Raw genomic sequence first — 22457 nt, 5'->3', positions numbered from 1 at the left:
AGGTCGGGTCCCATGATGCCGTCCTTGAAGCCGGGGAAGTTCTCGACCTCGGTCGTGTTCATCAGCGCGCCGCCAGCGGTCACGGCGCCCTCGAAGACGAGGGGCGCGAGGTTCGCGCGGGCCGCGTAGACGGCCGCGGTGTAGCCCGCGGGGCCGGAGCCGATGATGATGACGTTGCGGACGGTGTCCGGACGGGACATGTGGGCTGCTCCTTGTGACGCTTCTCGTGTCGTGACCGTTCGACCAGCTCGGTGACCGGCAGGTGCCGGTGCTGCGCGCGGCCACGAGCCGCATAGGCCTCAACCGATCCTAGGTGGTCGTTGTTCCCACTCGGAGCAGCTCACGGCCGTCGGGCCTCACGGGACGGGGGTGGCGCCCTCGAGCACCCCGGGGGCGCCGGTCGTGCAGCTGCGCTCGACGGCCCAGGCGGTGCTGACGCCGTCACGGGTCACGACCACCACGACCGCGGGGTGTCCGTCGTAGGTCGCGAGATCGGCCGACACGGCCTCAGGCGCCGGGTCGGCGCCGTCGCGGGCCCCGATCGCCCGCAGGCACGACTCGAGGCCCGTGGGGGTGGCGATGGGACCGACGGCCGGTGACTCGGCTGCCAGGTCGCCGATCGGCTGACCGGGGTGGTCGAGGAGCGTCCTCGCCTGCGCGGCGAGCCTGCCGGGGGAGTATGCCGTCGTGCTGAGCTGGATGTGCAGCCCGGACCGCGTGGCCGGTGGGCTGGACTGGGCACCTGATGGGGCATTCGACGGGCCGCTAGACGGCGACGCGCTGGCGCCGGAGTTGTAGGTGTCGCCGATGGCCGCCGCACCGTTCGGTCGCTTCGTCAGGTGCAGGGCTGAGGCGCCCACGGCGACGACGGCGACAGCCGCAGCGACCGCGGCGGCGAGGTAGATCGGCTTGGGTCGTCCGGCTCGCGATGGCATCGCGAGCACCGCGCCGCCGCCGGGGCCCGGGCCGCCGTCCGGCCCGTCCGGGCTGTGTTTCGAGCTGCCGGGCGCGAGCGGGCCGGGGTCCACGCGCAGCTGCGCGGCGTGCAGCAGGGCCCGCGAGATGCGCTCGCCCACCTCGGCGGGCATCGGACCGGGGTCGGGCGCGTCTGCCAGCAGCTCTCGCACCCGGGCATCGAGGTGCGCGTCGATGTGCGGCTCGGGGCCCTCGTCCTCGATCTCGTGAACGAGATCGGTGGCGGGCGGCGCGGTCGGGTCACGCGGTTCGGGGAGGTCGAGGGGTCGGTCGTGCTCAGGGGTGTTCGCGGACTCGTCCACCGATGTGGTCCTTCGGGCAGAGCGTGCAGTGGTCGTACGGGCAGGCAGGGGTGTGCCGGTCGCCGCGGTTTCGACGGCCCCCTGTGGCCGTCGGGTTCCCCCGGATTCAACCATTGTTCGGCGGGGTCCCCGCGCGGCCCCGGGCGGGGGACCCGCCCGGTCAGTCCTGCTCGACCGGTCGCACTCCGGGCGTCAGGCCCAGGTGCTGCGCCAGGGCGGCGCGCCCCCGCGCGCAGCGGGACTTGATCGTGCCCTCGGCCACGCCGAGGATGACGGCGGCCTCGGCGACGGGCACCGCGTGCATGTCGACGAGGACGAGCGCGGCACGCTGGCCCTCGGGTAGCCGGGCGAGAGCCTCCTGGATGTCCAGGCGCACCTCGGTGGAGGCGTGGTGGTCGTGCCGGTCGGCGAGGTCGTACTCGAAGAGCTCGGTCGTCGGCCGGCGCCGGCGCAGCCGGTCGAGACAGGCGTTGACGACGATGCGGTGCAGCCACGTCGTGACGGCCGCCTCGCCCCGGAAGGAGTCGGCGCGGCGGAAGGCGGCGATGAAGCCGTCCTGGACACAGTCGGCGGCGAGCTCGGGATCGCGGACGGTGCGCAGGGCGACAGCCCACATCCGGTCCTTGTGCCGGCGGAAGAGCTCGGCGAAGGCATGGTCGTCACCGTTGACGTGCAGTGCCAGCAGCTCCCGGTCGCTCAGGTCGGCGATCGGAGCGGCATCCCCCGAGCTCACGGTCAGCGCACCGTCACTTCACTGATCTGCGCGCGGTAGTGGTTCGCAGCCTCGGCGGGCGCCGCCTTGGTCACGAGGACGATGATCTTGCTGGCCGGCTTGAGCTGGCCGGTGGCCTTGATGACGACGGTGCCGTTGGCGTTGGTGGCCGAACCGATCTCCTGGGCGCCGTCGAGCGACTTGGTGGAGGCGGAGTCGGTGGCGTAGACCGTGACGTCCTGAGCGGCTCCGAGGACGAGCTGGACCTCCTTCACGGCCGTGGGGGCGCTGAGGTCGAGCAGGACCCCGACACCGGCCTTCTTGCCGTTGAAGTTGTCGGAGCCGTACCAGCGCGACCGCCAGTCGGTGCCGGGGTTGCCGTCGAAGGTGAGCTTGACGTTCTGGTCGGTCTCGGTGCCGTCCTCGGGGTCGAAGCCCGTGCCCCCGACCACCGCGACCGGCGCCGCGGGAGGCGCCTGGGTCGTGGTCGTCGGGGCCGGCGTCGACGTGGTGGGCGGCTGGGTGGCACCCGGGCTGCGGGTCTGGGTCACGACGACCGGCGCCGCCGTGCCGTCGTGCTGCCCGATCTTCATGACGTTGCCCACCCCGATGAAGAGCGCCACGAGCACGAGGACGCCCACGATCGCGAGGGCGATGCGGGACTGGGTGCCGCTCGGGGCCTCCGGGACGTCGCGTCGCCCGAAGACCGGCACCGGCGGCTCGAGGCGTGCCGGGGGCGCGTCCTCGAGGGCGTCGACCAGGCCGATGCCGTCGTCGCCGAACGAGTCGTCGAACGTGTCGTCGAAGGTGTCGTCGAAGTCGTCGTCCACGTCGCCTTCGCGGGTGGCCCGACGCTCGGCGGCTCGCGCCGACGCCTTGTCGGCCGCGGCCCGGGCGAAGGAGCCGACCCGCTCGCCGATGGCGCCGGCCACCCCTGCGGCGGCAGCACCGGCCGCCGCGATGCCGGCCTGGAGGCGTTCCGCGGACGGCTGCGTCGGCTCCTGCTGACCGGAATGGCCCTCGGCGGGGCTGACGAACGACACCGTCTCGTTCTGACCCTCGTCGCCACTCGTGCCACCGACCTCGCCGGAGCGGAGGGCCCCTGCCGATCCTGCCGATCCAGCCGCTGCGGCAGCGCCCACGCCGAGACCCACGCCGGACCCTCCGCCGGCGGCCACCGACGGCATCACCCGCGTCGGGTCCAGGGACTCGGAGTCGTCACGGCCGCGCAGCCGCATGCCGGTCGCGCCGTCGGACGTCGCCTGCTCGGCGGGCCAGGGTGCGATCTGCAGCGCGAGGTCACCGGGTGAGATCGGGCCGCGGCGGCCGCTGCCGAGCGTCATGCGGCAGATGAGGTCGAGGTCGTTGGGCACGCCCACGGCGATCTCGGAGGGGGCGGCCACGCCGCCGACGATGGTGGGTGCGGCTTCGAGACCGACCGACGCGCCGGCGGGGATCAGCCCGTCGTCGACGGCCACCATCGGCCAACGACCGGTGAGGCCGGCATACGCGATCTTGACGAGGCCGACGGCGTCGGCGCGGGAGGCGCGCTCGTCGGAGAGCCGGTCCGCGTCGCTCAGCGCGGCCTCGGTGGCCAGCCCACGGACCTTGACGGCGCCGTCGGGCATGCGCAGGACCGCGCTGGGCGTCAGGGCGAGGTGATGCAGACCGCGGTGGCTCGCCTTGTCGAGGGCCGTGGCGGCCTCACCGGTCAGGCGGCGCACCTCGTCGGCGGCGAGGCCGCCGCTCTGGAGCAGGTGCGAGAGAGGGACGGCTCCGGTGAGCGGCTCCTCGACGATGAAACCGACTCCCTGGTCGGTGCCGACGTCGAGCACCCGCACGAGGCGAAGGTCCTCGATGCCGGCGGCACGCCTGGCGGCGTCCAGCGCCGCCGCCGCCACTGATTCCGCGGCGGAGAAGCAGACGAGCACGACCTCGCGCTCGAGAGTGTGGTCGTTGGCGCGCCAGCGCTCGTGGTGCACGCCCTCTGAGGTGCGCAGCGTCACGGCATAGCGGCCACCGAGGACGGATCCCGGTCCGACTCCTTGCACCTGCGTCACCCTCCCCTCGTCCGGCCGTACCTGGAGGCGTGGCTCGGCATCATCCTAGGCGGGTCGGTCGGCATCCCGAGTGTCCGCACCGCCGAGAGACTCGTGTGCCGCGGTGAGTGCCTCGATGTCGGCGATCTCGTCGACGCGTGAGGTGCCCTTGAGGACGGCGCGAACGACACCGGCCAGCAGGACGAGGCCGACGAGGATCCCGCCGACCCAGTAGATGGCGCCGTCGAGCGGGTTGGCCGACACCGGGATCGTGGCCGGCGATCCGATCTGGGTGCCGTCGGCCGTCGTGAGGAAGGCGCGGATCTCGGCGCGGCCGGCGGCTACGGCGGCGACCTCCACGGGGACGTTCGTGCGGGACAGGGGTCCGATGGTCACCGGGCCGGGCTGCTCGACGACCCGGACGCGGGGGTTGTCCGGAACGAGTCGCAGGCGGATGTCCTGGACGGTGTAGTCGAGGCCGTTCTCTACGGTGATCCGCAGGGTGCCCTTCTCGGCGAGGAGGTTGATCGTGCTCGTGCGTGGCACGACGCGGATCGCGCTCGTCGCTGCCCGGATGTCCCTGGCCACCGAGGCGGAGAGGGTGGCCCACGAGCCGGGCTCGTAGCGCCATCGGGTGCTGGCGAGCTCGTCGAGCACCGCTCGGTAGGTGCGCTCGAACTCGGCGCCGTCCCGCAGCACCGAGGACACACTGAGCAGCGTGTCGCGCTGCTCGGCCATCTGGGCGAGGCGGCGCGCGGTGAGGACTGCCGGCGGCGCGGCGGACGCGACCGGGGTCGCCGGGGTGGCCTGCCCGACTGCCTGGTCGGTGCCGCTGTCGGAGAGCAGCGACGCTGCGTCGACGGGCTCGAGCCACGGGGCGCTCGACGTAGCGGCGAGGAACGTCGCGAGGGCGCCCCCGTCGGGGTCGTACGTGCGGGGGGCGGTGACGAGGACGGACCGGGGCGTGCCGGCCCGCTCCCCGAGGAGCACGAGCGTCTCCGCGAGGTAGCGCTGGGTCGACAGGACCGGGCTCGGGTCGGTGCGTGCGGGAAGGAGCGCCGACAGGCGGGGGTCGTACGCGAGCAGTCGCGTCCCGGCGGCCGCGACCCTCCGTGCGGTCGGGGTGTATGCCGTCGTCCTGGTCACCGCGGCGGCGTTGACGACGATGCCGGCCGGCTTCTTGACCGAGGTGCCGGACAGGAGGGTCTGGATGCCCTGCTCGCGACCTGCCGGCATCAGGCCGTCGACGGGCCAGACGATGTCGGCCCGGGCGGCTTGGCCGAGTCGCGTGGCCAAGGTGCTCGCGCGGGTCACGAGGTCGCGCACGAGCGAGTTCGAGGGGTCGACGGCAACGGTGGCGGCGACATCGGCGTCGGTGTACGGCAGCGCCCACACGCTGCGGCCCTGCAGCTGGGTCACGAGCTCGTCGCCGAGGCGCGCGATGGTGGCGGTGGCCTGGGACGGCGGGGTGCCCTGGGTCGTGGGAGTGGGAGTGGGCGTCGGAGCCGTCGGAGTCGTCGGTGTCGTGCCCGTGTCGGGGGTGCTGGGGGTGGCGGGGGTACCCGAGGCGGTGCCGCTCGGTGTCGGGGTGGCCCCGCCCGGAGCGGAACCGGCCCCGGAAGAGGACCCGGCAGCAAGATCCGGGCCGAGCACGGACGGGTCGACGGCGAGATCGACGTGCGCGCCACTGGTGCCGTCGAGGATGCGGGCCACGCGCGAGTCGGGTCCGATGGCTCGCTGCCAGGCGGACTCCCGGGTGGCGTCGTTGCGGGAGAAGAGGCCGACGTCCGGGTCGAGCGTCAGGGGCAGCACGGTGGCCACCTTGAGCGGGACGTACTCCTTGCGACCGTTCCAGGCGATGAAGGTCCGCGTCCGGCCGGTGGGCTCGGTCGCGCCCTGCTGGACCACGTCGACCGAGATCGGCACGGCGGCGAAGGCGTCGGCGGAGCGCAGCCGCCCCCACGGCACCGTGGTCGTGAACGGTCGGGTCTGGCCTGCCGGCACGGTCGGAACGGCCGTCGTGGCGACGGTGCGGCCCGAGGACGGCGTGCGGCCGGACGCCCAGTCGTCGAGTGCCGCGCGCTGGTTCACCGTCACGTCCCCGCGCACCACCTGCAGCTTGGGGCTGGAGAGCGGGCCGGTCAGCGGTGCCGTGACGGTGCCGGTGATCGTGACGTCCTTGCCCGGGCTCACCACGGCGGGCGACAGGGTGTCGAGGACGATGACGGCGACGTCCTTGACCGGCGTCACGGCGGGACGGTGCTCGAGCGCACGGGCGGACGTGCCGGCATACGTCGTCGGGACCCGGGACGACGGAGCGGCGCTCGCGAGGGTGCCCCCGACCGAGAGCCCCACGGCGGCCAGCGTCGACGCGGTGGCGGCCAGGGTGCGCACGAGGCGGGTCGCGCCACGCCCGCTCGTGTCCGGACGCCGCGACCCTCGACGGATCACGCCGTCCCCGCCAGCCGGTTCCACGCCGCCTGCGCGATGCGGCGTTCGTTGGGGAACGTGAGTCTGCGGTGCACCTCGTCGAGCCTCATCCAGGCGACGTCGATCGCCTCGTGGTCCGGGTCGTTCTCGATGGAGAGCTCCCCGCCCGTGGCCTCGAGGAGGTAGTGGTGCACGAACTTGTGCACCCGTGTGCTCGACGTCGCGAACCAGTAGTCGATGGTGCCGAGCTCGATGAGCACGCGTCCGACGATGCCGGTCTCCTCGGCCACCTCGCGGGCGGCCGCCTCGACGAGCGTCTCACCGGGCTCGACGTGGCCCTTGGGCAGGCACCACTCGATGCGCCCGGCCCGGTTGCGCCGGGCGATGATCGCGATGAGCGCCAGACCCTCGCGGACATCCACGACGATGCCCCCGGCCGACCGTTCCTCGACGGCGGGCAGACGCCTCCCCGGCAGGGGACTCGGGACGGGAAGCGCGCTCACATCGCCACCATAACCGGCGGAACCGTGGCACCTCCCGTCGTCGGGAGACGGCGACAGGGGGCCACACGGGGACCACACGGGACCCCACGCGAACGCCAGGACGCGCCTGCACGCGGTCGGGGGGCTCGCCGGACGCTCACTAGGCTGGTCGCGTGCCTGACCGACCCGACACGCCCGCCCCCGACGGCCAGCAGCCCGCCGACGCCGGCCTGCCGCTCCTGCGCGCCGCCGTCGCCCGACTCGCCCCCGTCCTGCCCATGCTCACCGAGCTCGGTGAGCGGTTCGCCGGGGCCGGACACGATCTGGCACTGGTCGGCGGACCGGTCCGTGACGCGTTCCTCGGTCGGGTCTCGCCCGACCTCGACCTCACGTCCGACGCGCGGCCCGACGAGATCCTCGCGGTGGTCCGGGGCTGGGCCGACGCGCACTGGGACATCGGTCGCGAGTTCGGCACGATCGGCCTGCGCAAGGGCGCCCACGTCATCGAGATCACGACCTACCGTGCCGACACCTACGACCGCACGTCGCGCAAGCCCGAGGTCATGTTCGGCGACAGCCTCGAGGGTGACCTCGTGCGTCGCGACTTCACGGTCAACGCCATGGCGGTACGGCTGCCCACTCTCGAGTTCGTCGACGTCCACGGCGGGCTGCCCGACCTCGTGCAGCGCCGGCTCATGACGCCGGCCGCGCCCGAGGAGTCCTTCGCCGACGACCCGCTGCGGATGATGCGGGCGGCCCGTTTCGCCTCGCAGCTCGGCTTCGACGTGGCACCCGAGGTTCGTGCCGCCATGACGGAGCGCGCCGACACCCTCTCGATCGTCTCGGCCGAGCGCGTGCGCGACGAGTTCACCAAGCTGCTGCTGTCATCCCGCCCGAGGCTCGGACTGACGCTGCTCGTGGACACCGGTCTGGCCCAGGTGTTCCTCCCCGAGCTGCCGGCCCTGCGCCTCGAGCTCGATGAGCACCACCGGCACAAGGACGTCTACGACCACTCCCTGATCGTCCTCGAGCAGGCCATCGACCTCGAGGGCCCCGCCGAGGGAGCGCCCGAGTCCGTGCCCGGTCCGGACCTCGTGCTGCGCCTCGCTGCGCTGCTCCACGACGTCGGCAAGCCCGCCACCCGACGCTTCGAGGACGGTGGCGGCGTCTCGTTCCACCACCACGAGCTCGTCGGCGCCAAGCTCACGAGCAAGCGGCTCAAGGCGATGCGCTTCGACAAGGACACGACCAAGCAGGTCGCCCGACTCGTGGAGCTGCACCTGCGTTTCCACGGCTACGGCGACGGGCAGTGGACCGACTCCGCCGTGCGCCGCTACGTCACGGACGCCGGGCCGCTGCTGACCCGACTGCACCGCCTGACGCGCTCTGACTGCACGACGCGCAACGCGCGCAAGGCAGCACGCCTCTCCCAGGCCTACGACGACCTCGAGCGGCGCATCGACCGACTCGCCCAGGAGGAGGAGCTGGCCAGTGTGCGGCCGGAGCTCAACGGCAACGAGATCGCCGAGGCGCTGGGCATCCGACCGGGCCCGGTGCTGGGTGAGGCGTACGACTTCCTCCTGTCGGTCCGCCTCGACGACGGCCCCATCGGCAAGGACGCCGCCCGCGAGAAGCTCGAGGCCTGGTGGGCCGCGCGAGGGGCCACGGACTGACGTCCGCGGGTGTCGGTCTGGTCGGTGCGATGGGCAGTCCTCCCCATCGCGAGGCCCGGTGCGACCGTCGTACGCTCAGCACTTCGTTCCCGGTGCCACCACCTGCTCGAAAGGCACCACGACCGACCTGACACGGCACCGCGTGAATGATTGACTGACCGCGCCGTCCCCGACCCCTGCGGGAGCGACCGAAAGGAACGAGCCCATGAGCACCCTCGCCTACCCGAGCGCCGACTTCCCGGGGCAGCCGTCGGTGGCCCTCGAGGTTCCGGACGGATGGGAGCCCGCGCACGCACCGGGCACGACGATGGCCGCCCGGCTGCCGCGCGAGGGTGCGTTCGCCCCCAACGTCGTCGTCACCATCGAGGCGTGCGGACCGGAGTTCAGGGTCGAGGACTCGCTCGAGCAGATCGCCTCCCTGACGACCTCCCGGGGCGGCGCCGTCTCGGAGCCGTATGCCGCGGACCTCGGCGGTGCCGCGTTCGTCGGGTGCGATGCGACCTGGCCGGACCCCGACGTCGAGACCGTGCTCCAGGCCAACCTCTTCCACCTCGTGAGCTCCGAGGCTCCCGACGTGGGCGCGCACCTCGTCCAGCTGACCGGTGCTGTCGGTGGGCCGGAGGCGGTCGCCGACTACGAGCTCATCCGTCAGGTCCTGACGACGGTCCGTGTCACCCCGTGGGGCGAGGCATGAGCAGCGGCCTTCCGGCGATCACCGTCGGTCTGGCGACCGACGTGGGACGCGTCCGCCAGCACAACGAGGACGCGGCACTCACGAGCGGGACCGTCTATGTCGTCGCCGACGGCATGGGAGGGCATGCCGCGGGCGAGGTCGCGAGCCGCATCGCGGCCGAGACCGTCGTCGAGCTCGCCGCGCGCCCGGTCGTCCACGTGGGTGACGTCGTCGCCCAGGTCGAGGAGGCCAACCGACGCATCCTCGCCTCCGCCGCACGGCACCCCGAGCAGACCGGGATGGGGACGACCGTCGCCGGTCTGGCCCTCGTCTCCGTCGGCGGCTCGCGACACTGGGCCGTCTTCAACATCGGCGACTCACGCGTCTACCGCTGCCTCGACGGGCAGCTCTCCCAGGTCACCGTCGACCACTCGGAGGTGTGGGAGCTCGTCGAGCGGGGGCTCATCACGCCGGAACAGGCCCAGCGGCACCCCGGACGCAACGTCGTCACCCGCTCGCTCGGGCGCGACCCGATGGGCGTCGTCGACACGTGGGTCTTCCCGCCCTACCCGGGTGAGGTCTTCGTCATCTGCTCCGACGGCCTCTCCAACGAGCTCGCCCGCGAGGAGATGGAGGCCGTCCTCGCCGACCATCCCGACGCCGAGGAGGCGGCTGCCGAGCTCGTGCGGCGCGGTGTCGCAGCCGGAGGACGGGACAACGTCACTGCTATCGTCGTCGCGGTGCAGGGGCAGGACGCCGACTCCGACGTCGACGAGGACACCACCCCGCGCGAGAACGTGAACGGCTCATCAGGGGAGAGCAGGTCGTAGACGTGAGTGACCCGTCCGTGGTCGTCGAACGGGCCCCCGACGGGTGGACGCACATCGGGGGCCCCGGCATGCACCTGCTCATCGGCCTCGACGAGGACGACGAGCGCACGATCTCAGCGAGCGACGCCGCGGACGGTGGAGACATCGACGACGTCGTCGAGGTGCTGACCGCCGGTGGCATGCGCAAGGCCCACCACTTCGTCGGCGTCCACTGGAGGCCGCGCACCCGCATCGTCGCCTTCGGTCCTGTTGCGGCCGTCGTGACCCTGGCCGACGGGACCGAGCACGACGTCCGCGCGACGAGCAGCAAGGTCTGGACCGACCTCGAGCTCCCGGAGCACCCCGATCGGGTGGTGCTGCGCGTCCTCGACGAGTCCGAGCGCTCCCAGCCGGCGCCGCCGCTGGCTTTCGTGACCGGCGCCCCGGCTCCCCAGCCCGTCTCCGACGCGTCGGCGGTGCAGCCCGCGGTCCGGACACCGACACCTGAGACCCTTCCGGCCGCCGGTGATGCGCCGCCACCCGGGGTCATCCCGACCTTCGGCGCTGCGGTCCGGTCGCCCGAGGCACCCGACCGCACGGGCGAGGGTGCGAGCGGTTCGACCGGTTCGAGCGGATCGGACGGCTCGGGTCGGTCGCCGTGGGGTCGCAGCTGGGCCCGCCACGACACCACGTCCGCGGCGAGTCCGCCTCAAGCCGACGGCCCTCCACCGGCGCCCGCAGCGCCGACGCCCGAACCACACCGATCCGTCGAGCCGACACCGCCCGCCGTCCCCGCAGCCGGGAAATCGGCCCTGCGTGCATGGACCTCGGTCACCCCACCAGCCCCCGTCCGAGCCCCGGCGCCCGGCGCCCCCACCGATGCCGCGTCCGCGCCGGTGGCCGACGACCTCCCCGTCGTCGTTCCGCGGGACGTCGACTCGACCTGGGCCGCGCGCCCGCTTCTGGAGCCTGACGCGGCGACGTCCTCCCCAACCCCAGCCCCGGCACCGTCGACCGCCCTCCCCGACCGACCGGCCGGGCCGACGGCGCCTCTGCCGGACGACAGGGATGACGTGCACGACGGACAACGGCCGGCGCTGCCCAGCTACGACTACCTCTTCGGGCACACGACGACGGCCGACGAGCACCGCAAGGCGCTCGCCCAGCTGACGCAGACCGACGACGAGGACGGCGGATCCGACGAGGACGAGCCACTCGCGGTGTCCACGGTCAACGACCTGCTCGACGTTCCGGTCACGAACGCCGCCCCCGTCCCCGAGGTGCCGCCGCGGCCCATCCCGTCCGCGCCACAGGTCCCCCCGGTCGCAGAGCTGTCCGAGGGCGGTCTCATCTCGTCCGTCCCATGGGCCAGCCCTGCGCCGAAAGCGTCCCAGCCGGCCCCGGAGCCGGAGGTGCCGACCTTCTCCGGACGGCACTCGCCGCCCCCCGCCCCGAGCCTGCTGCCCCCGACGATCACTCCGCCTCCGGGTGTCCGTGCCCCCGAGGCCACTCCGCTGATCGCGACCGGACCGCCGCCCGCGACCGCCAGCCCGGCACCCAGCCCGGCACCCAGCCCGCCCGCGCCCCCGTCCGCGCCCTCGTCCGCGCCCCTGGCATACGCCCCAACGGGCCAGCCGACCACGGAGCCGACCTTCGACGTGCCCATCTCGATGCCGGTGGCGTCCGTGCCCACCGGCGACGTCGAGACGTTCGACGACGACGAGACGGAGCTGACCGTCGACCGCAGCGCGCTGCTCGAGGCCCGCAACGCCGCGCAGAACCAGACCATCTCCGGACCGAGCGTGCTCGCCGTCCTCTGCGCGGCCGGTCACCCGACGACGCCGCACAGCGACCGGTGCCGGGTGTGCGGCTCGAGCATCCCGCCACAGGAGCCGTTCACGATGCCGCGACCGCCCCTCGGGGTGCTGAGGCTCTCGACCGGCGATGTGGTCACGCTCGACCGCAGCGTCCTGCTCGGCCGCGCCCCCAAGCTCGGCGACGGGCTGGCCGCCCACGACCGCCCGCACGTCGTCAAGGTGCCGAGCCCCGAGCGGGACGTCTCCCGCAACCACGTCGAGGTCATCCTCGAGGGCTGGCACGTCCTCATCCGTGATCTCGGCACGACGAACGGCACCACGGTGAGCCTGCCGGGCGAGAGTCCGGTTCGCCTGCGCGCCAACGACCAGCAGGTCCTCGAGCCGGGGTCGTACGTGTCCATGGCCGACGAGGTCTCGTTCACCTTCGAGGCCGCGACGTGAAGAAGGGTGCGCCCCCGAAGATCCCGGGGCTCGTCTTCGTCCAGCCGCTCGGCTCCGGCGGCTACGCCGACGTCTTCCTCTACGAGCAGCAGAGCCCGCGCATGCCGGTCGCGGTGAAGGTGCTCAAGTCCGAGGGGCTGACCGACGCGCTGCGCCGGCAGTTCGTCGACGAGGCCGACACGATGGCCGCCCTCGGCGACCACCCCTACATCGTGCAGGTCTTCCGGTCCGGCGCCTCCGACGACGGTCGCCCGTACCTCGTCATGAAGTACTACCCGCCGCCGAACCTCGCGATGCGGGCGCGCGCCGAGCGCTTCTCCGTCGAGGACGTGCTGCGCACCGGCATCCAGCTCTCGAGTGCCGTCGAGACGGCGCACCGCGCCCACATCACGCACCGCGACATCAAGCCGGCCAACGTGCTCATCAGCGCCTACGGCGCCCCCGGGCTGACCGACTTCGGCATCGCGGGTCGCGGCGCGCGCGAGGGTGACGCCCCGCCCGAGGCCACCGACGACGTCGGCGTCTCGGTCCCCTGGGCAGCGCCGGAGGTCCTCTACGGCCAGAGCAACGGCGACGAGCGCTCCGACGTCTACTCCCTCGCGGCCACGCTGTGGCAGCTGCTCGTCGGCAGGTCCCCGTTCGAGGTGCCCGGCGGCGACAACTCGGCGTATGCGTTGATGCCGCGGATCCGCAGCACCGCGCCGCCGACGACGGGGCGCCAGGACGTCCCGGCGGGGCTCGAGCGCCTGCTGGCGCAGGCCATGGCCAAGGATCCCGCGCACCGACCGGCGTCGGCACTCGAGTTCGCCCGCGCCCTCCAGGCCGTCGAGCAGCAGCAGCGGTTGGGCCGCACGCCCATCGTCGTGCTCGACGAGCAGGGCCACACGACCCTGGTCAGCCAGACGCAAGGCTCACCGACGGGCCGCGGCGGGGACGACGAGGACCGCACCCGCATCAAGGCCCCGCAGACCGTCGTCGCACAACCGGTCGGGCCCTCGCCGACGACGGCCGACGGCGAGACGCGTCGTCGCTCGGAGGCCGGCGGTCAGCGCTGGTCACCGGCCCCGATGCCGAGCCCGAGCCGTGCGACCCCGGCAGCTCCCGTGCGTCCCGCTGCCGCCACCGACCCGGTGACGAGCCAGACCGCGCCCCTCGGCTCGGACTCCTCGGAGGAGGCGACGGTCCGTCGGGCTGCGAGCACCGCCGATCCGCAGGCGCTTCCGGCTTCGGTCCCGGCATCGGCCGCGCCGCTCGCCAGGCCTGGCGTCCTCTGGGGACTCGTGGCCGGCGTGGTCGTCCTCGTCGGTCTCGTGGTCTTCGTCATCGTGCGCCCCGGGTCGGACGACCCGACACCAGCCAAGCCCAAGCCGAGCGCCACGGTCTCGATGCCGGGTGACGACAGTGCGATCGGCGATGGTGTCTTCGACAAGCCGACGGTCTCGGCGCGGTCGGGCGCGGGCAACGTCAGTTTCACGTGGAACTACCCGCAGCCCACGAAGAAGGACACCTTCCAGGTGTCCTACGGCCCCACCCCGTCCGATGCCGGGAACCCGCACCGCGCCAAGATCGTCTCGGTCGCGACGAGGGGCTACACGGTCAAGGCAGCCAAGGGCACCAAGGTGTGCGCGACCGTCGTCGTGGCTCGTCTGGGCCAGACCTCACCGGGCTCCGACGTCCAGTGCGAGACGGCGCAGTGAGGCGCGGAGACCCGAACCATCGCCACGGCGCACCGACCGCCGACGACTGCCTGAGTACGCCAACGGGTGGACACCTGACGGTCGGGACGGCACCCTCGGGACAGACACTGCCAAATCGCCACAAGCTTCCGTAACGCCGCGCGTCTGCCCGTCGTTGGCAGCGGGGGCCAGCGCGCGAGCGCGTCGACAGGGATTAGGGGACCTGATCGTGATCCACAGCAAGGTGACCGTCGTGTTCTGCGGCGAGGAGTACTCCGTGTCGCCGGAGACCGGTCTGACCATCGGTCGCACGGGCGACGTCGAGGTGGACGACAACCCCTACCTGCACCGCACCTTCCTCGTCGTCTCGTTCGAGAACGGCTTCTGGTGGATCAGCAACACCGGGTCGACGTTGACGGCGACGGTCGCCGACGAGCAGGGCCTCTTCCAGGCGTGGCTCAACCCGGGCGCGAAGATCCCGCTCGCGATGAGGAAGCTCATCGTCTGGTTCACGGCCGGCCCGACGACCTATGACTTCGAGATCCACGTGGCGAGCCCCGCCTTCCGGTCCGTGACCGCCGACGCGCCCGCCGACGGTTCCGCCGACGCGGAGGACGAGGTCGGAGCGGCCACCGTCGGACGCGTGTCGTTCACCCCCGACCAGAAGCTGCTCGTCGTGGCGCTCTGCGAGCCGTTCCTGCGGCGCCGTGAAGCGGGTACGAACCAGATACCCTCCTCGGCCGCCGCCGCTGAACGGCTCGGCTGGACCCTCACTCGTTTCAACCGCAAGCTCGACAACGTCTGCCAGAAGCTCGCCGATGCCGGCACGCGCGGCCTGCACGGCGGCGTCGGCAAGCTCGCGACCAACCGCAAGGCGCGGCTCGTGGAGCACGCCCTCTCGACCAAGCTCGTCACGGATGGCGACCTCGCCCTCCTCGACGGGGCGGTCACCACCGACACCACGCCCGATGAAGAGAACAGGGTCGACGACCGCATGGCCGTCGCCGAACAGGGGAACGCATGAGCACCGCCGCCACCAAGCGACGGGTCGGGGTCATCTCCACCGTCGTCGTCGCCCTCCTCGCGAGCCTGCTCGTCTGGATGGCCTCCCGCAGCGACGGTGAGATCGTCCGCAAGGCCGACCTCAACGACGGCGGCATCTGGGTGACCAACGCCGAGCAGGCCCGCTTCGGGCGCATCAACAAGCCGGCCGGTCAGCTCGACGCGGGCGTGCTGTCGGACGGCTCGACCGGTTCGGGCCTCGACGTCTTCCAGGACGGCGGGGCGATCGTCGGTTACTCGAAGGCGAGCAACCAGATCGTCCCGATCAACCCGGCCGAGGGCACTCTTGCTCCGGAGCAGTCGATCGTCGTGCCGAAGCCCAGCACGGCCACCGGCAACCGCGTCTTCACCGCCCCCCTCGTCGACGTCCGCGGCGAGACCATCGCCATGATCGACCCGGCCAAGGGCGAGGTTCGTGCGCAGCACGTCGACAACCGCTCGGGCATCGCCGGCCTCGACGCCCTCCAGACCCAGGCCAAGCCGCTCGCCAAGGTCGGTGGCAACGCCGCGGTCGCCGTCGGGGTCGACGGCACGGTGTATGCCGTGTCCGCCGAGCTGGGCACGATCACCGTGCTGCGCCCGGCGGGCGACGCGTTCGCCGCGCCGGTCACGACGAAGCTCGGCTTCACGTCCAAGTCGGCACAGGTCACGGCCGTCGGTGCCCACTGGGTCGTCTGGGACTCCAGCACCGGCAAGCTCTACTCCGACGCCCTCTCGGAGCCCCAGCAGCTCTCGGTCGGCAACGCCGAGCCCGGCAACCCGGCCTTCGCCGCGCTGCAGCAGCCCGGCCCCGACGCGGGGTCGGTCCTCATCCAGGACGAGGCCCAGCTGACCCAGGTCTCCCTGACCGGCGACAGCCCGACCTCGGGCGGCGTGAAGCTGAGCCAGGGCGCGCCCGGGCAGCGGCTGTTCCTCTCCGCCCCGGTCCGCCTCGCGAGCTGCGTCCACGCAGCGTGGGCCGGCGCCTCCAACGTCTACTACGGCCGCAACTGCGGGTCACCCACCGACGCCGCCACGGTGGACCTCGGGGCGATGAAGAAGGGCGTGCGCACCGATGGCGTGAAGCTGCGCGTCAACCGCGGTCTCATCGTGCTCAACGACCTCGACTCCGGCGACGTCTGGGACATCGACCGCAACAAGGTCAAGATCGACAACTGGAACTCGGTCATCCCGCCGCCGCAGACCGACAACAAGAACAAGAAGAAGGACGAGAACCTCGTCGACGACCAGGTGAGCCGCACGCCTCCGAAGGCGCAGCCGGACAACCTGCAGGTCCGTCCGGGACGCACGTCGACGCTGCACGTCCTCGACAACGACTCGGACTCGCAGGGCTCGATCCTCGCCATCTCGCCCGGTGACGTCAGCCAGCCCGGGGCGCCGGGCATCTCGACGAGCGCCTCCGCCGACGGGCAGACCGTCCAGGTCACGGTCCCCGAGGAGGCCAGCGGCACGTTCTCGTTCGACTACACCGTCAACAACGGCACGACGGCCAAGAACGGCCGGGCCACCGCCAAGGTCACCGTCCGCATCGTCGGGTCCGAGACCAACACGGCGCCGAAGCTGCGCGCGGGTCAGGCGAAGCTGGCGCAGGCGAAGTACCCCGTCGTCGCCGGAGGCTCCGTGCGCGTCGGTGTCGTCGCCGACTGGCGCGACGCCGAGAACGACCCGATCCAGGTCTCGGCCATGGACCCGACCACCACCGGGGTCGACGGCTCCGGTGCCCTGACCGTCAAGGCGCAGGTCAACAAGGGGGACCAGGTCGTCCAGTACCAGGTCGACGACGGCCGTGGGGGCACGCAGCAGGCGTCCGTCACCCTCGACGTGCTGAGCGAGCAGGACAGCAAGGCGGTCCCGCCGAAGACCCAGCCGGACGTGCTGCGAGCTGTCGTCGGCAAGCCGGTCCAGCTCCAGCCGCTCGGCAACGACATCGCCGGCGCCGACCCGACCGACCCCCAGGCCCGCATGCGCCTCGCGCAGGCCGTCAAGGGCCCGGGCCAGCTCACGCTCGACACCAACCTCGACACCAACGTCCTCACCGTGACGGGCCAGACGCCCGGCACCTCGACGGTCACGTATGCCGCGCAGGTGGGTTCGGGGGTCAGCGTGGGTCGCATCCGCGTCGACATCATGCCCAACCCCTCGGTCGACCTGCCGCCCGTCGCGACGCCTGACGCGGCCGTGCTGCGTGGGCAGACGCCGGTCATCGCCGACGTGCTCTCCAACGACTACAGCCCGCGCAGCGACGTGCTCGTCGTCCAGCGTGTCGTCACGGGCGACGCGTGGCTGCGCGTCTCGGTCGTGCAGGGGCGGTGGGTCCGCGCCGAGGCGACGGCGCCGCTCGACGGTGACAGGCCCCGTCGCGGCACCGTGAGCTACACGATCAGCGACGGCACGAAGACCGCCGTCGGCCAGCTCTCCGTCGTCCAGAAGCCGGAGCCCAGGGAGAAGGTCCTGCCGACGGTCGTCGACGACGTGGCGACGGTCCGGGTCGGTGACGCCGTCACGATTCCGGCCCTCGACAACGACTCGATGAGCGAGGGCATCCCGCTCAAGCTGGACCCGGCCGGCGTCAAGGTCCTCTCGGGCGGCGGCCAGGCCTTCGCCTCCGGGACCGTCGTGCGCTACGTCCCGGACCAGGAGCCGCTCAAGGGCCCGAAGGCGGCGATCCTCGAGTACGCCACCTACCCGGAGGGCCTGCGCGCCCGGGCCGTGACCGGTCGCATCAACGTGACCATCAACCCGCTCCCCGACGCCGTGAAGTACCCGAACCAGCCGCCGTCGGCGCGCAGCTTCTCGGCGAGCGTCACGGCCGGTGACACCCTGGCCATCACGGTCCCCACGAGTGGCGTCGACCCCGACGGGGACCTCACCTTCGTCAGCGGCATCGTGGGGGAGGACGGCAAGGCCGTCGACCTCAAGCTGGGCCGGGTGCTCGGCTTCGGCGCCGCGACGATCCGCTACGAGGCCTATCCGCGCAGCGCGGGCACCGAGGTGATCCGCTACCAGCTGCGCGACCGCTTCGGGCTGACGAGCGAGGGCTTCGTGCGCGTCGGCGTGGTCCAGCCCGGCGACCCGCAGCCGCCCGTGGCGGTCGAGGACGACGTCGTCGCCGCACCCGGCCGCACCGTGCACGCCGACGTGCTCTCCAACGACCTCATCGCCGCCGGTGACTCCGTCTCCTTCGTCGACCTGTCGACGCTCAACGACGCCGGCGTGCTCAAGGACTTCCAGCGGCAGAAGGACGACAGCTTCAAGGTCGTCGCTCCCGAGGACGGGCCGGCGAAGGTGCTCACCTACGGCATCACGGACGGCCTCTTCGACCCGTCGAAGTCGACGCTGACGGTGCGCGGCCAGAAGGACTTCAACAACCCGCCGATCGCGGTCGACGACACCGGCATCGCCAAGCCGGGCGAGACCTCGATCCTCGTCGACGCGCTCGCCAACGACCGTGACCTCGACGGCGACCAGGCGAGCCTCAAGATCACGAAGTTCATCGGCGACGGCGTCGTGCGGGAGGGCCGCAAGCTGCGCATCCAGCTGCGACCGCAGGCGCGCGTCGTCCCCTACGTCATCGAGGACGCGGACGGCGCGGCGGCCATGGCGCTCATCTACGTCCCGGCCGGCGCCAACGGCGTCCCCTACGTCGTGGACGGCAAGACCATCAAGATGGGTGCCGACTCGACCGTCAAGGTCTCGCTCGGCGACTACGTCAGCGACCCGCGTGGCGGCAAGGTCACGCTGACCTCGCCCGACACCCTGTCGACCTCTCCCGAGGAGAACCTCCAGTCCGAGGCCGGCTCGGGCACCGACCTCAGCCTGACGTCCACCAACGGCTACGTCGGACCCGCAGCCGTGATGCTCGAGGTGACCAACGCGACGGGACCCGCGGACAAGGCCGCCCAGACGGCATACGTCACGATCCCGGTCCAGATCGGCGCGGACGTGCCGGTGCTGCGCTGCCCCGACCACGAGGTGCAGCTCGTCGCCGACGGGCCGGCCCGCTCGTTCGACATCCCGCGCCTGTGCCACGCGTGGCTGCCGACCGGACTGGACGCCGGCAGCGCGCAGTACGAGGCGGCCTGGGACCCGGCCATCGACCGGGTCGACCTGAGCCAGGCCGGTGCCGGTGGGCGTCAGGTGGTCCTCAAGGCGCAGGCTGCCGCCAAGGAGGGCGCGACGGGCGCCGTCACCGTCAGGGCCAAGGGCGGCGCCGACTCCTTCAAGATCAAGGTCAGAGTCATCAGCTCGCCGCCGATCGCCACCCTGCGTCCGGTGCGCATCGAGGGCCTCATCGCCGGCACGAGCCGCACCGTCAACCTTGCGCAGTACCTCGACAGCCCCCTGACCGCGCCGAAATGCTCGGTGCAGGGGTCGCAGGTGAGGTCCGGCACCGGCGTCAGTGCCTCAGCCAGCGGCTGCCAGCTCACCGTCACGGCCTCCGACAAGGCGCGCGGCGACGCGAGCATCGCCGTGCAGGTCATCGACGCGCCGGGACGCCCCGCGGCGCTGGGCGAGGTCAGCGTCAGTGTCCGGAGCAAGCCCGACGCGGCAGCTGCACCGGTCGCGGTGGCCGACCGGATCCTCGGGAGCAGCGCGCGCGTCGACTTCCGGCCGCCGGCCTACGACGGCGGTCTCCCGATCCAGGGCTACGAGGTCACGGCGATCGGACCCGGCGGTGGCGCCAAGGCCTGCTCGTCGTCGCCGTGCACCGTCACCGGCCTGACGAACGGTCAGGACTACTCGTTCACGGTCCGCAGCCGCAACCCGGTCGGCTGGTCCGACCCGAGCCCGCCGAGCAACACGGTGCGTCCCGACACCAAGCCCAAGGCGACGTCGATCAGTGACATCACCCCGGGCGACCGCAAGCTCACGGTGAGCTGGACCGAGCCGCCCAACGAGGGCAGCAAGGTGCTGAAGTACCGCGTCCAGTGGGTCAACCTCGGCGGCAGCGCCGGTGCCACGGGGCAGGCGGAGGTCGTGGCCCCCGGCCTGACCAAGGTCGTCACCGGCCTGATCAACGACGACGCCTACAACGTGCGGGTGCAGGCCTACAACGAGGCCGGCTGGGGGCCCTTCGGGCCCGACGTCAAGGCCCAGTCGTTCGGCAAGCCGGCCGCGGTGCCGGCGCCGACGTTGAGTCCTCGGTCGCCGGTCCCCGGCGAGACCAACGCCCAGGTGTCGATCTCCTGGCCCTCGACCGACCCCAACGGCCCGGCCATCACGAAGTACGACGTGTTCCGGCGCACCGGAGGCGGGGCATGGAACCTCATCGCGACGCGGTCGGGCGGGGACTCCCGGGTCGCGAGCGACACGGTGCCCTACCAGGGCCAGACGGTGGACTACGTCGTGACGGCGACCAACGGTGGTCCGGCGACGTCCGACAAGGCCAACTACCGGAGCTACACGGCCAACGGCTACCCCGACAAGCCGGCCATCACCCGTGCCGTCACGCCCCGTGACGACAAGACCGCCGACATCAGCTACACGGTCGGAGCCGCGCACGCGGGCGGTGGCCAGCGGGTCACGTACTCGACCTCCAGCGGGGCCCGTGGCAGCTTCAGCTGTGCGTCCGGGTCGTGCACGCAGACCACCGGCGCGCTTCCGGTCGGGTCGCAGACGATCACGGTGACGACCTGCAACAGCGCCAACCTCTGCCAGACCTCCGGCGGGGCGTCCATCTCGCCGTACGGCTCGACCCAGGGCGTGCCCAACCTCCACGTCTCGAGCAAGGACGGCAACAGCATCACCTTCAGCTGGGGGACCACGGCCAGCAACGGGCGGCCGATCACCGGCTACGAGATCAACGGTGACCGCAACCAGACCGTCGGGGCGGGCACGCACTCGACGACCTTCAACAACCTCGGCTACTCGACGTCGAGAACCATCCGGGTGCGCGCCATCGCCCAGGACTCCGGGCCCGGACCGTGGACGGCCAACGTGACCGGCACGACCGACCCGAAGCCGCCACCCCCGGCGCTGTCGATCAGCGTGCAGCGCGGCGGACAGTGCGCGCCGACCTGTACGCCCGCGCAGGGCTGCACGACCCAGAACTGCCAGTGGGTCACCTACACCCTGGGCAACTTCGTCGCTCCGATCAGCTGCTCCGTCTCGGGTTGGTCCCAGCCCGACGACGGCACGGGCGGCTCCCACGAGCCGACGAACGGCTTCAACCAGTCGCACAAGTTCTACGGGTTCCCCCAAGGATCAGTGACAGTCACCTGCCGCGGCGCCGACGGGAGACAGAAGGGCGACACCAAGAACCCGTGGGGCGGCTGACGGACCGCCCCCGGGACCGCGCGCCGCGGCGGGAGTCAGCCCAGCGGCATACGCACGCATCGACCAGCAGCACCACAGGAGAACGAAACCCATGAGCGTCACCAGCCGCATCACCCAGGAGCAGGTCACGTGGTTCGCCCACACGTTCGACCAGCTCGTCGGCAACATCGAGAAGGCCGTCCTCGGCAAGCAGCACGTGACGCGCCTCGCGCTGACCTGCCTGCTCTCCGAGGGCCACATGCTCCTCGAGGACTACCCCGGCACCGGCAAGACGCAGCTCGCCCGCGCCCTCTCGGCCACGGTCCAGGGCACGCACAGCCGCATCCAGTTCACCCCCGACCTGCTGCCGAGCGACGTGACGGGCGTGACGATCTACGAGCCGACGAAGCAGTCCTTCGAGTTCCACCCGGGCCCGATCTTCGCGACCATCGTGCTCGCCGACGAGATCAACCGCGCCTCGCCGAAGACGCAGTCGGCGCTGCTCGAGGTCATGGAGGAGGGCCGCGTCACCATCGACGGCAAGCCGCACTCGGTCGGTGAGCCGTTCATGGTCATCGCGACGCAGAACCCCATCGAGCAGGCCGGCACCTACCGCCTGCCCGAGGCGCAGCTCGACCGCTTCCTCATGAAGGCGAGCGTCGGCTATCCCGACCACGAGGCGACCATCGCCGTCCTCGCGGACGCCAAGACGCGTGACCGCGCCAAGACCCTCAGCCCGCTCATCGCGAGCAACGTCATCGTCGAGATGAGCAAGCTCGCCGACGAGGTGCACGTCGACCCGGCGATCCTCGGCTACGTCAGCCGCATCGCCGAGGAGTCGCGCCGCCACCCCTCGCTCAAGCTCGGCCTGTCGGTGCGTGGCTGCCTCGCCTACGTCCGCTGCGCCAAGACGTGGGCCGCGAGCCAGGGCCGCACCTACGTCGTGCCCGACGACATCAAGCTGCTCGCCGAGCCGATCCTCAGCCACCGCCTCCTCCTCAACGCCGAGGCGCAGTTCGCCGGAACGACCGTCGAGCAGTGCGTCGACCAGATCCTCGGCGACATCGCGCCGCCGGCCGAGCGCGCCTCGGCCTGACCGCCGCTCGCACAG

14 protein-coding genes are annotated in these 22457 nt (G+C 72.3%); 8 read left to right on the top strand and 6 right to left on the bottom strand.

What is annotated here, in order from left to right; all coding sequences use genetic code 11:
- The 6 genes from AB4030_RS19775 to AB4030_RS19750 form a co-directional block, all read right to left on the bottom strand.
- Positions 1-200, bottom strand: a 200-nt coding sequence (locus AB4030_RS19775; RefSeq protein ID WP_442280916.1) for an FAD-dependent oxidoreductase, incomplete at its 3' end; no start/stop codon positions are given.
- A 156-nt stretch (positions 201-356) separates the two neighbouring features.
- On the bottom strand, positions 357-1277 hold the full coding sequence (locus AB4030_RS19770) for a hypothetical protein (RefSeq protein WP_442280915.1): 921 nt from the start codon (positions 1275-1277) through the stop codon (positions 357-359).
- A 160-nt stretch (positions 1278-1437) separates the two neighbouring features.
- Complete coding sequence (gene sigM, locus AB4030_RS19765; RefSeq protein ID WP_442280914.1) at positions 1438-2010, bottom strand: RNA polymerase sigma factor SigM; 573 nt, start codon at positions 2008-2010, stop codon at positions 1438-1440.
- A gap of 2 nt (positions 2011-2012) precedes the next feature.
- A complete protein-coding gene (locus tag AB4030_RS19760) occupies positions 2013-4040 on the bottom strand; it encodes a hypothetical protein (RefSeq protein ID WP_442280913.1) in 2028 nt (675 codons plus the stop codon).
- A gap of 54 nt (positions 4041-4094) precedes the next feature.
- Entirely contained in the window at positions 4095-6479 is a 2385-nt protein-coding gene (locus AB4030_RS19755; RefSeq protein ID WP_442280912.1) for a DUF6049 family protein, read from the bottom strand.
- Positions 6476-6961: an NUDIX hydrolase gene (locus AB4030_RS19750; protein WP_442280911.1), complete on the bottom strand. Its 486-nt coding sequence runs from the start codon at positions 6959-6961 to the stop codon at positions 6476-6478. Before AB4030_RS19750 ends, AB4030_RS19755 begins: the two co-directional genes overlap by 4 nt.
- Before the next feature lie 152 nt (positions 6962-7113).
- Here AB4030_RS19750 and AB4030_RS19745 point away from each other — a divergent pair, with 152 nt between their 5' ends.
- From AB4030_RS19745 to AB4030_RS19710, 8 genes are all read left to right on the top strand, one after another.
- Positions 7114-8613 (top strand): CCA tRNA nucleotidyltransferase, encoded by a 1500-nt coding sequence (locus AB4030_RS19745; protein ID WP_442280910.1) that lies wholly within the window; start codon positions 7114-7116, stop codon positions 8611-8613.
- Positions 8614-8818: 205 nt separating this feature from the next.
- A complete protein-coding gene (locus tag AB4030_RS19740; protein ID WP_442280909.1) occupies positions 8819-9307 on the top strand; it encodes a hypothetical protein in 489 nt (162 codons plus the stop codon).
- Positions 9304-10116 carry a PP2C family protein-serine/threonine phosphatase gene (locus AB4030_RS19735; protein ID WP_442280908.1) on the top strand — a complete coding sequence of 271 codons (813 nt, stop codon included), beginning with the start codon at positions 9304-9306 and terminating at the stop codon, positions 10114-10116. The genes AB4030_RS19740 and AB4030_RS19735 overlap by 4 nt, the downstream gene beginning before the upstream one ends.
- A 2-nt stretch (positions 10117-10118) precedes the next feature.
- Positions 10119-12353 carry an FHA domain-containing protein gene (locus AB4030_RS19730; RefSeq protein ID WP_442280907.1) on the top strand — a complete coding sequence of 745 codons (2235 nt, stop codon included), beginning with the start codon at positions 10119-10121 and terminating at the stop codon, positions 12351-12353.
- Positions 12350-14050, top strand: a complete 1701-nt coding sequence (locus AB4030_RS19725) for a protein kinase domain-containing protein (RefSeq protein WP_442280906.1) — start codon at positions 12350-12352, stop codon at positions 14048-14050. The genes AB4030_RS19730 and AB4030_RS19725 overlap by 4 nt, the downstream gene beginning before the upstream one ends.
- Positions 14051-14258: 208 nt before the next feature.
- Positions 14259-15053, top strand: coding sequence for a hypothetical protein (locus AB4030_RS19720; protein ID WP_442280905.1), 795 nt, complete (start codon positions 14259-14261; stop codon positions 15051-15053).
- The gene (locus tag AB4030_RS19715) at positions 15050-21367 is read left to right on the top strand and encodes an Ig-like domain-containing protein (protein ID WP_442280904.1); all 6318 of its coding nucleotides are present in this window, start codon (positions 15050-15052) and stop codon (positions 21365-21367) included. The genes AB4030_RS19720 and AB4030_RS19715 overlap by 4 nt, the downstream gene beginning before the upstream one ends.
- A gap of 91 nt (positions 21368-21458) precedes the next feature.
- Positions 21459-22442 carry an AAA family ATPase gene (locus tag AB4030_RS19710; RefSeq protein WP_442280903.1) on the top strand — a complete coding sequence of 328 codons (984 nt, stop codon included), beginning with the start codon at positions 21459-21461 and terminating at the stop codon, positions 22440-22442.
- The last annotated feature ends 15 nt before the right edge of the window (positions 22443-22457 follow it).

It is taken from the genome of Terrabacter sp. 2YAF2 (assembly GCF_052114705.1).
Lineage (GTDB): Bacteria > Actinomycetota > Actinomycetes > Actinomycetales > Dermatophilaceae > Terrabacter.
Note: the sequence above shows the minus strand (reverse complement) of the source record. Positions and strands in the feature narration are given on the sequence as shown.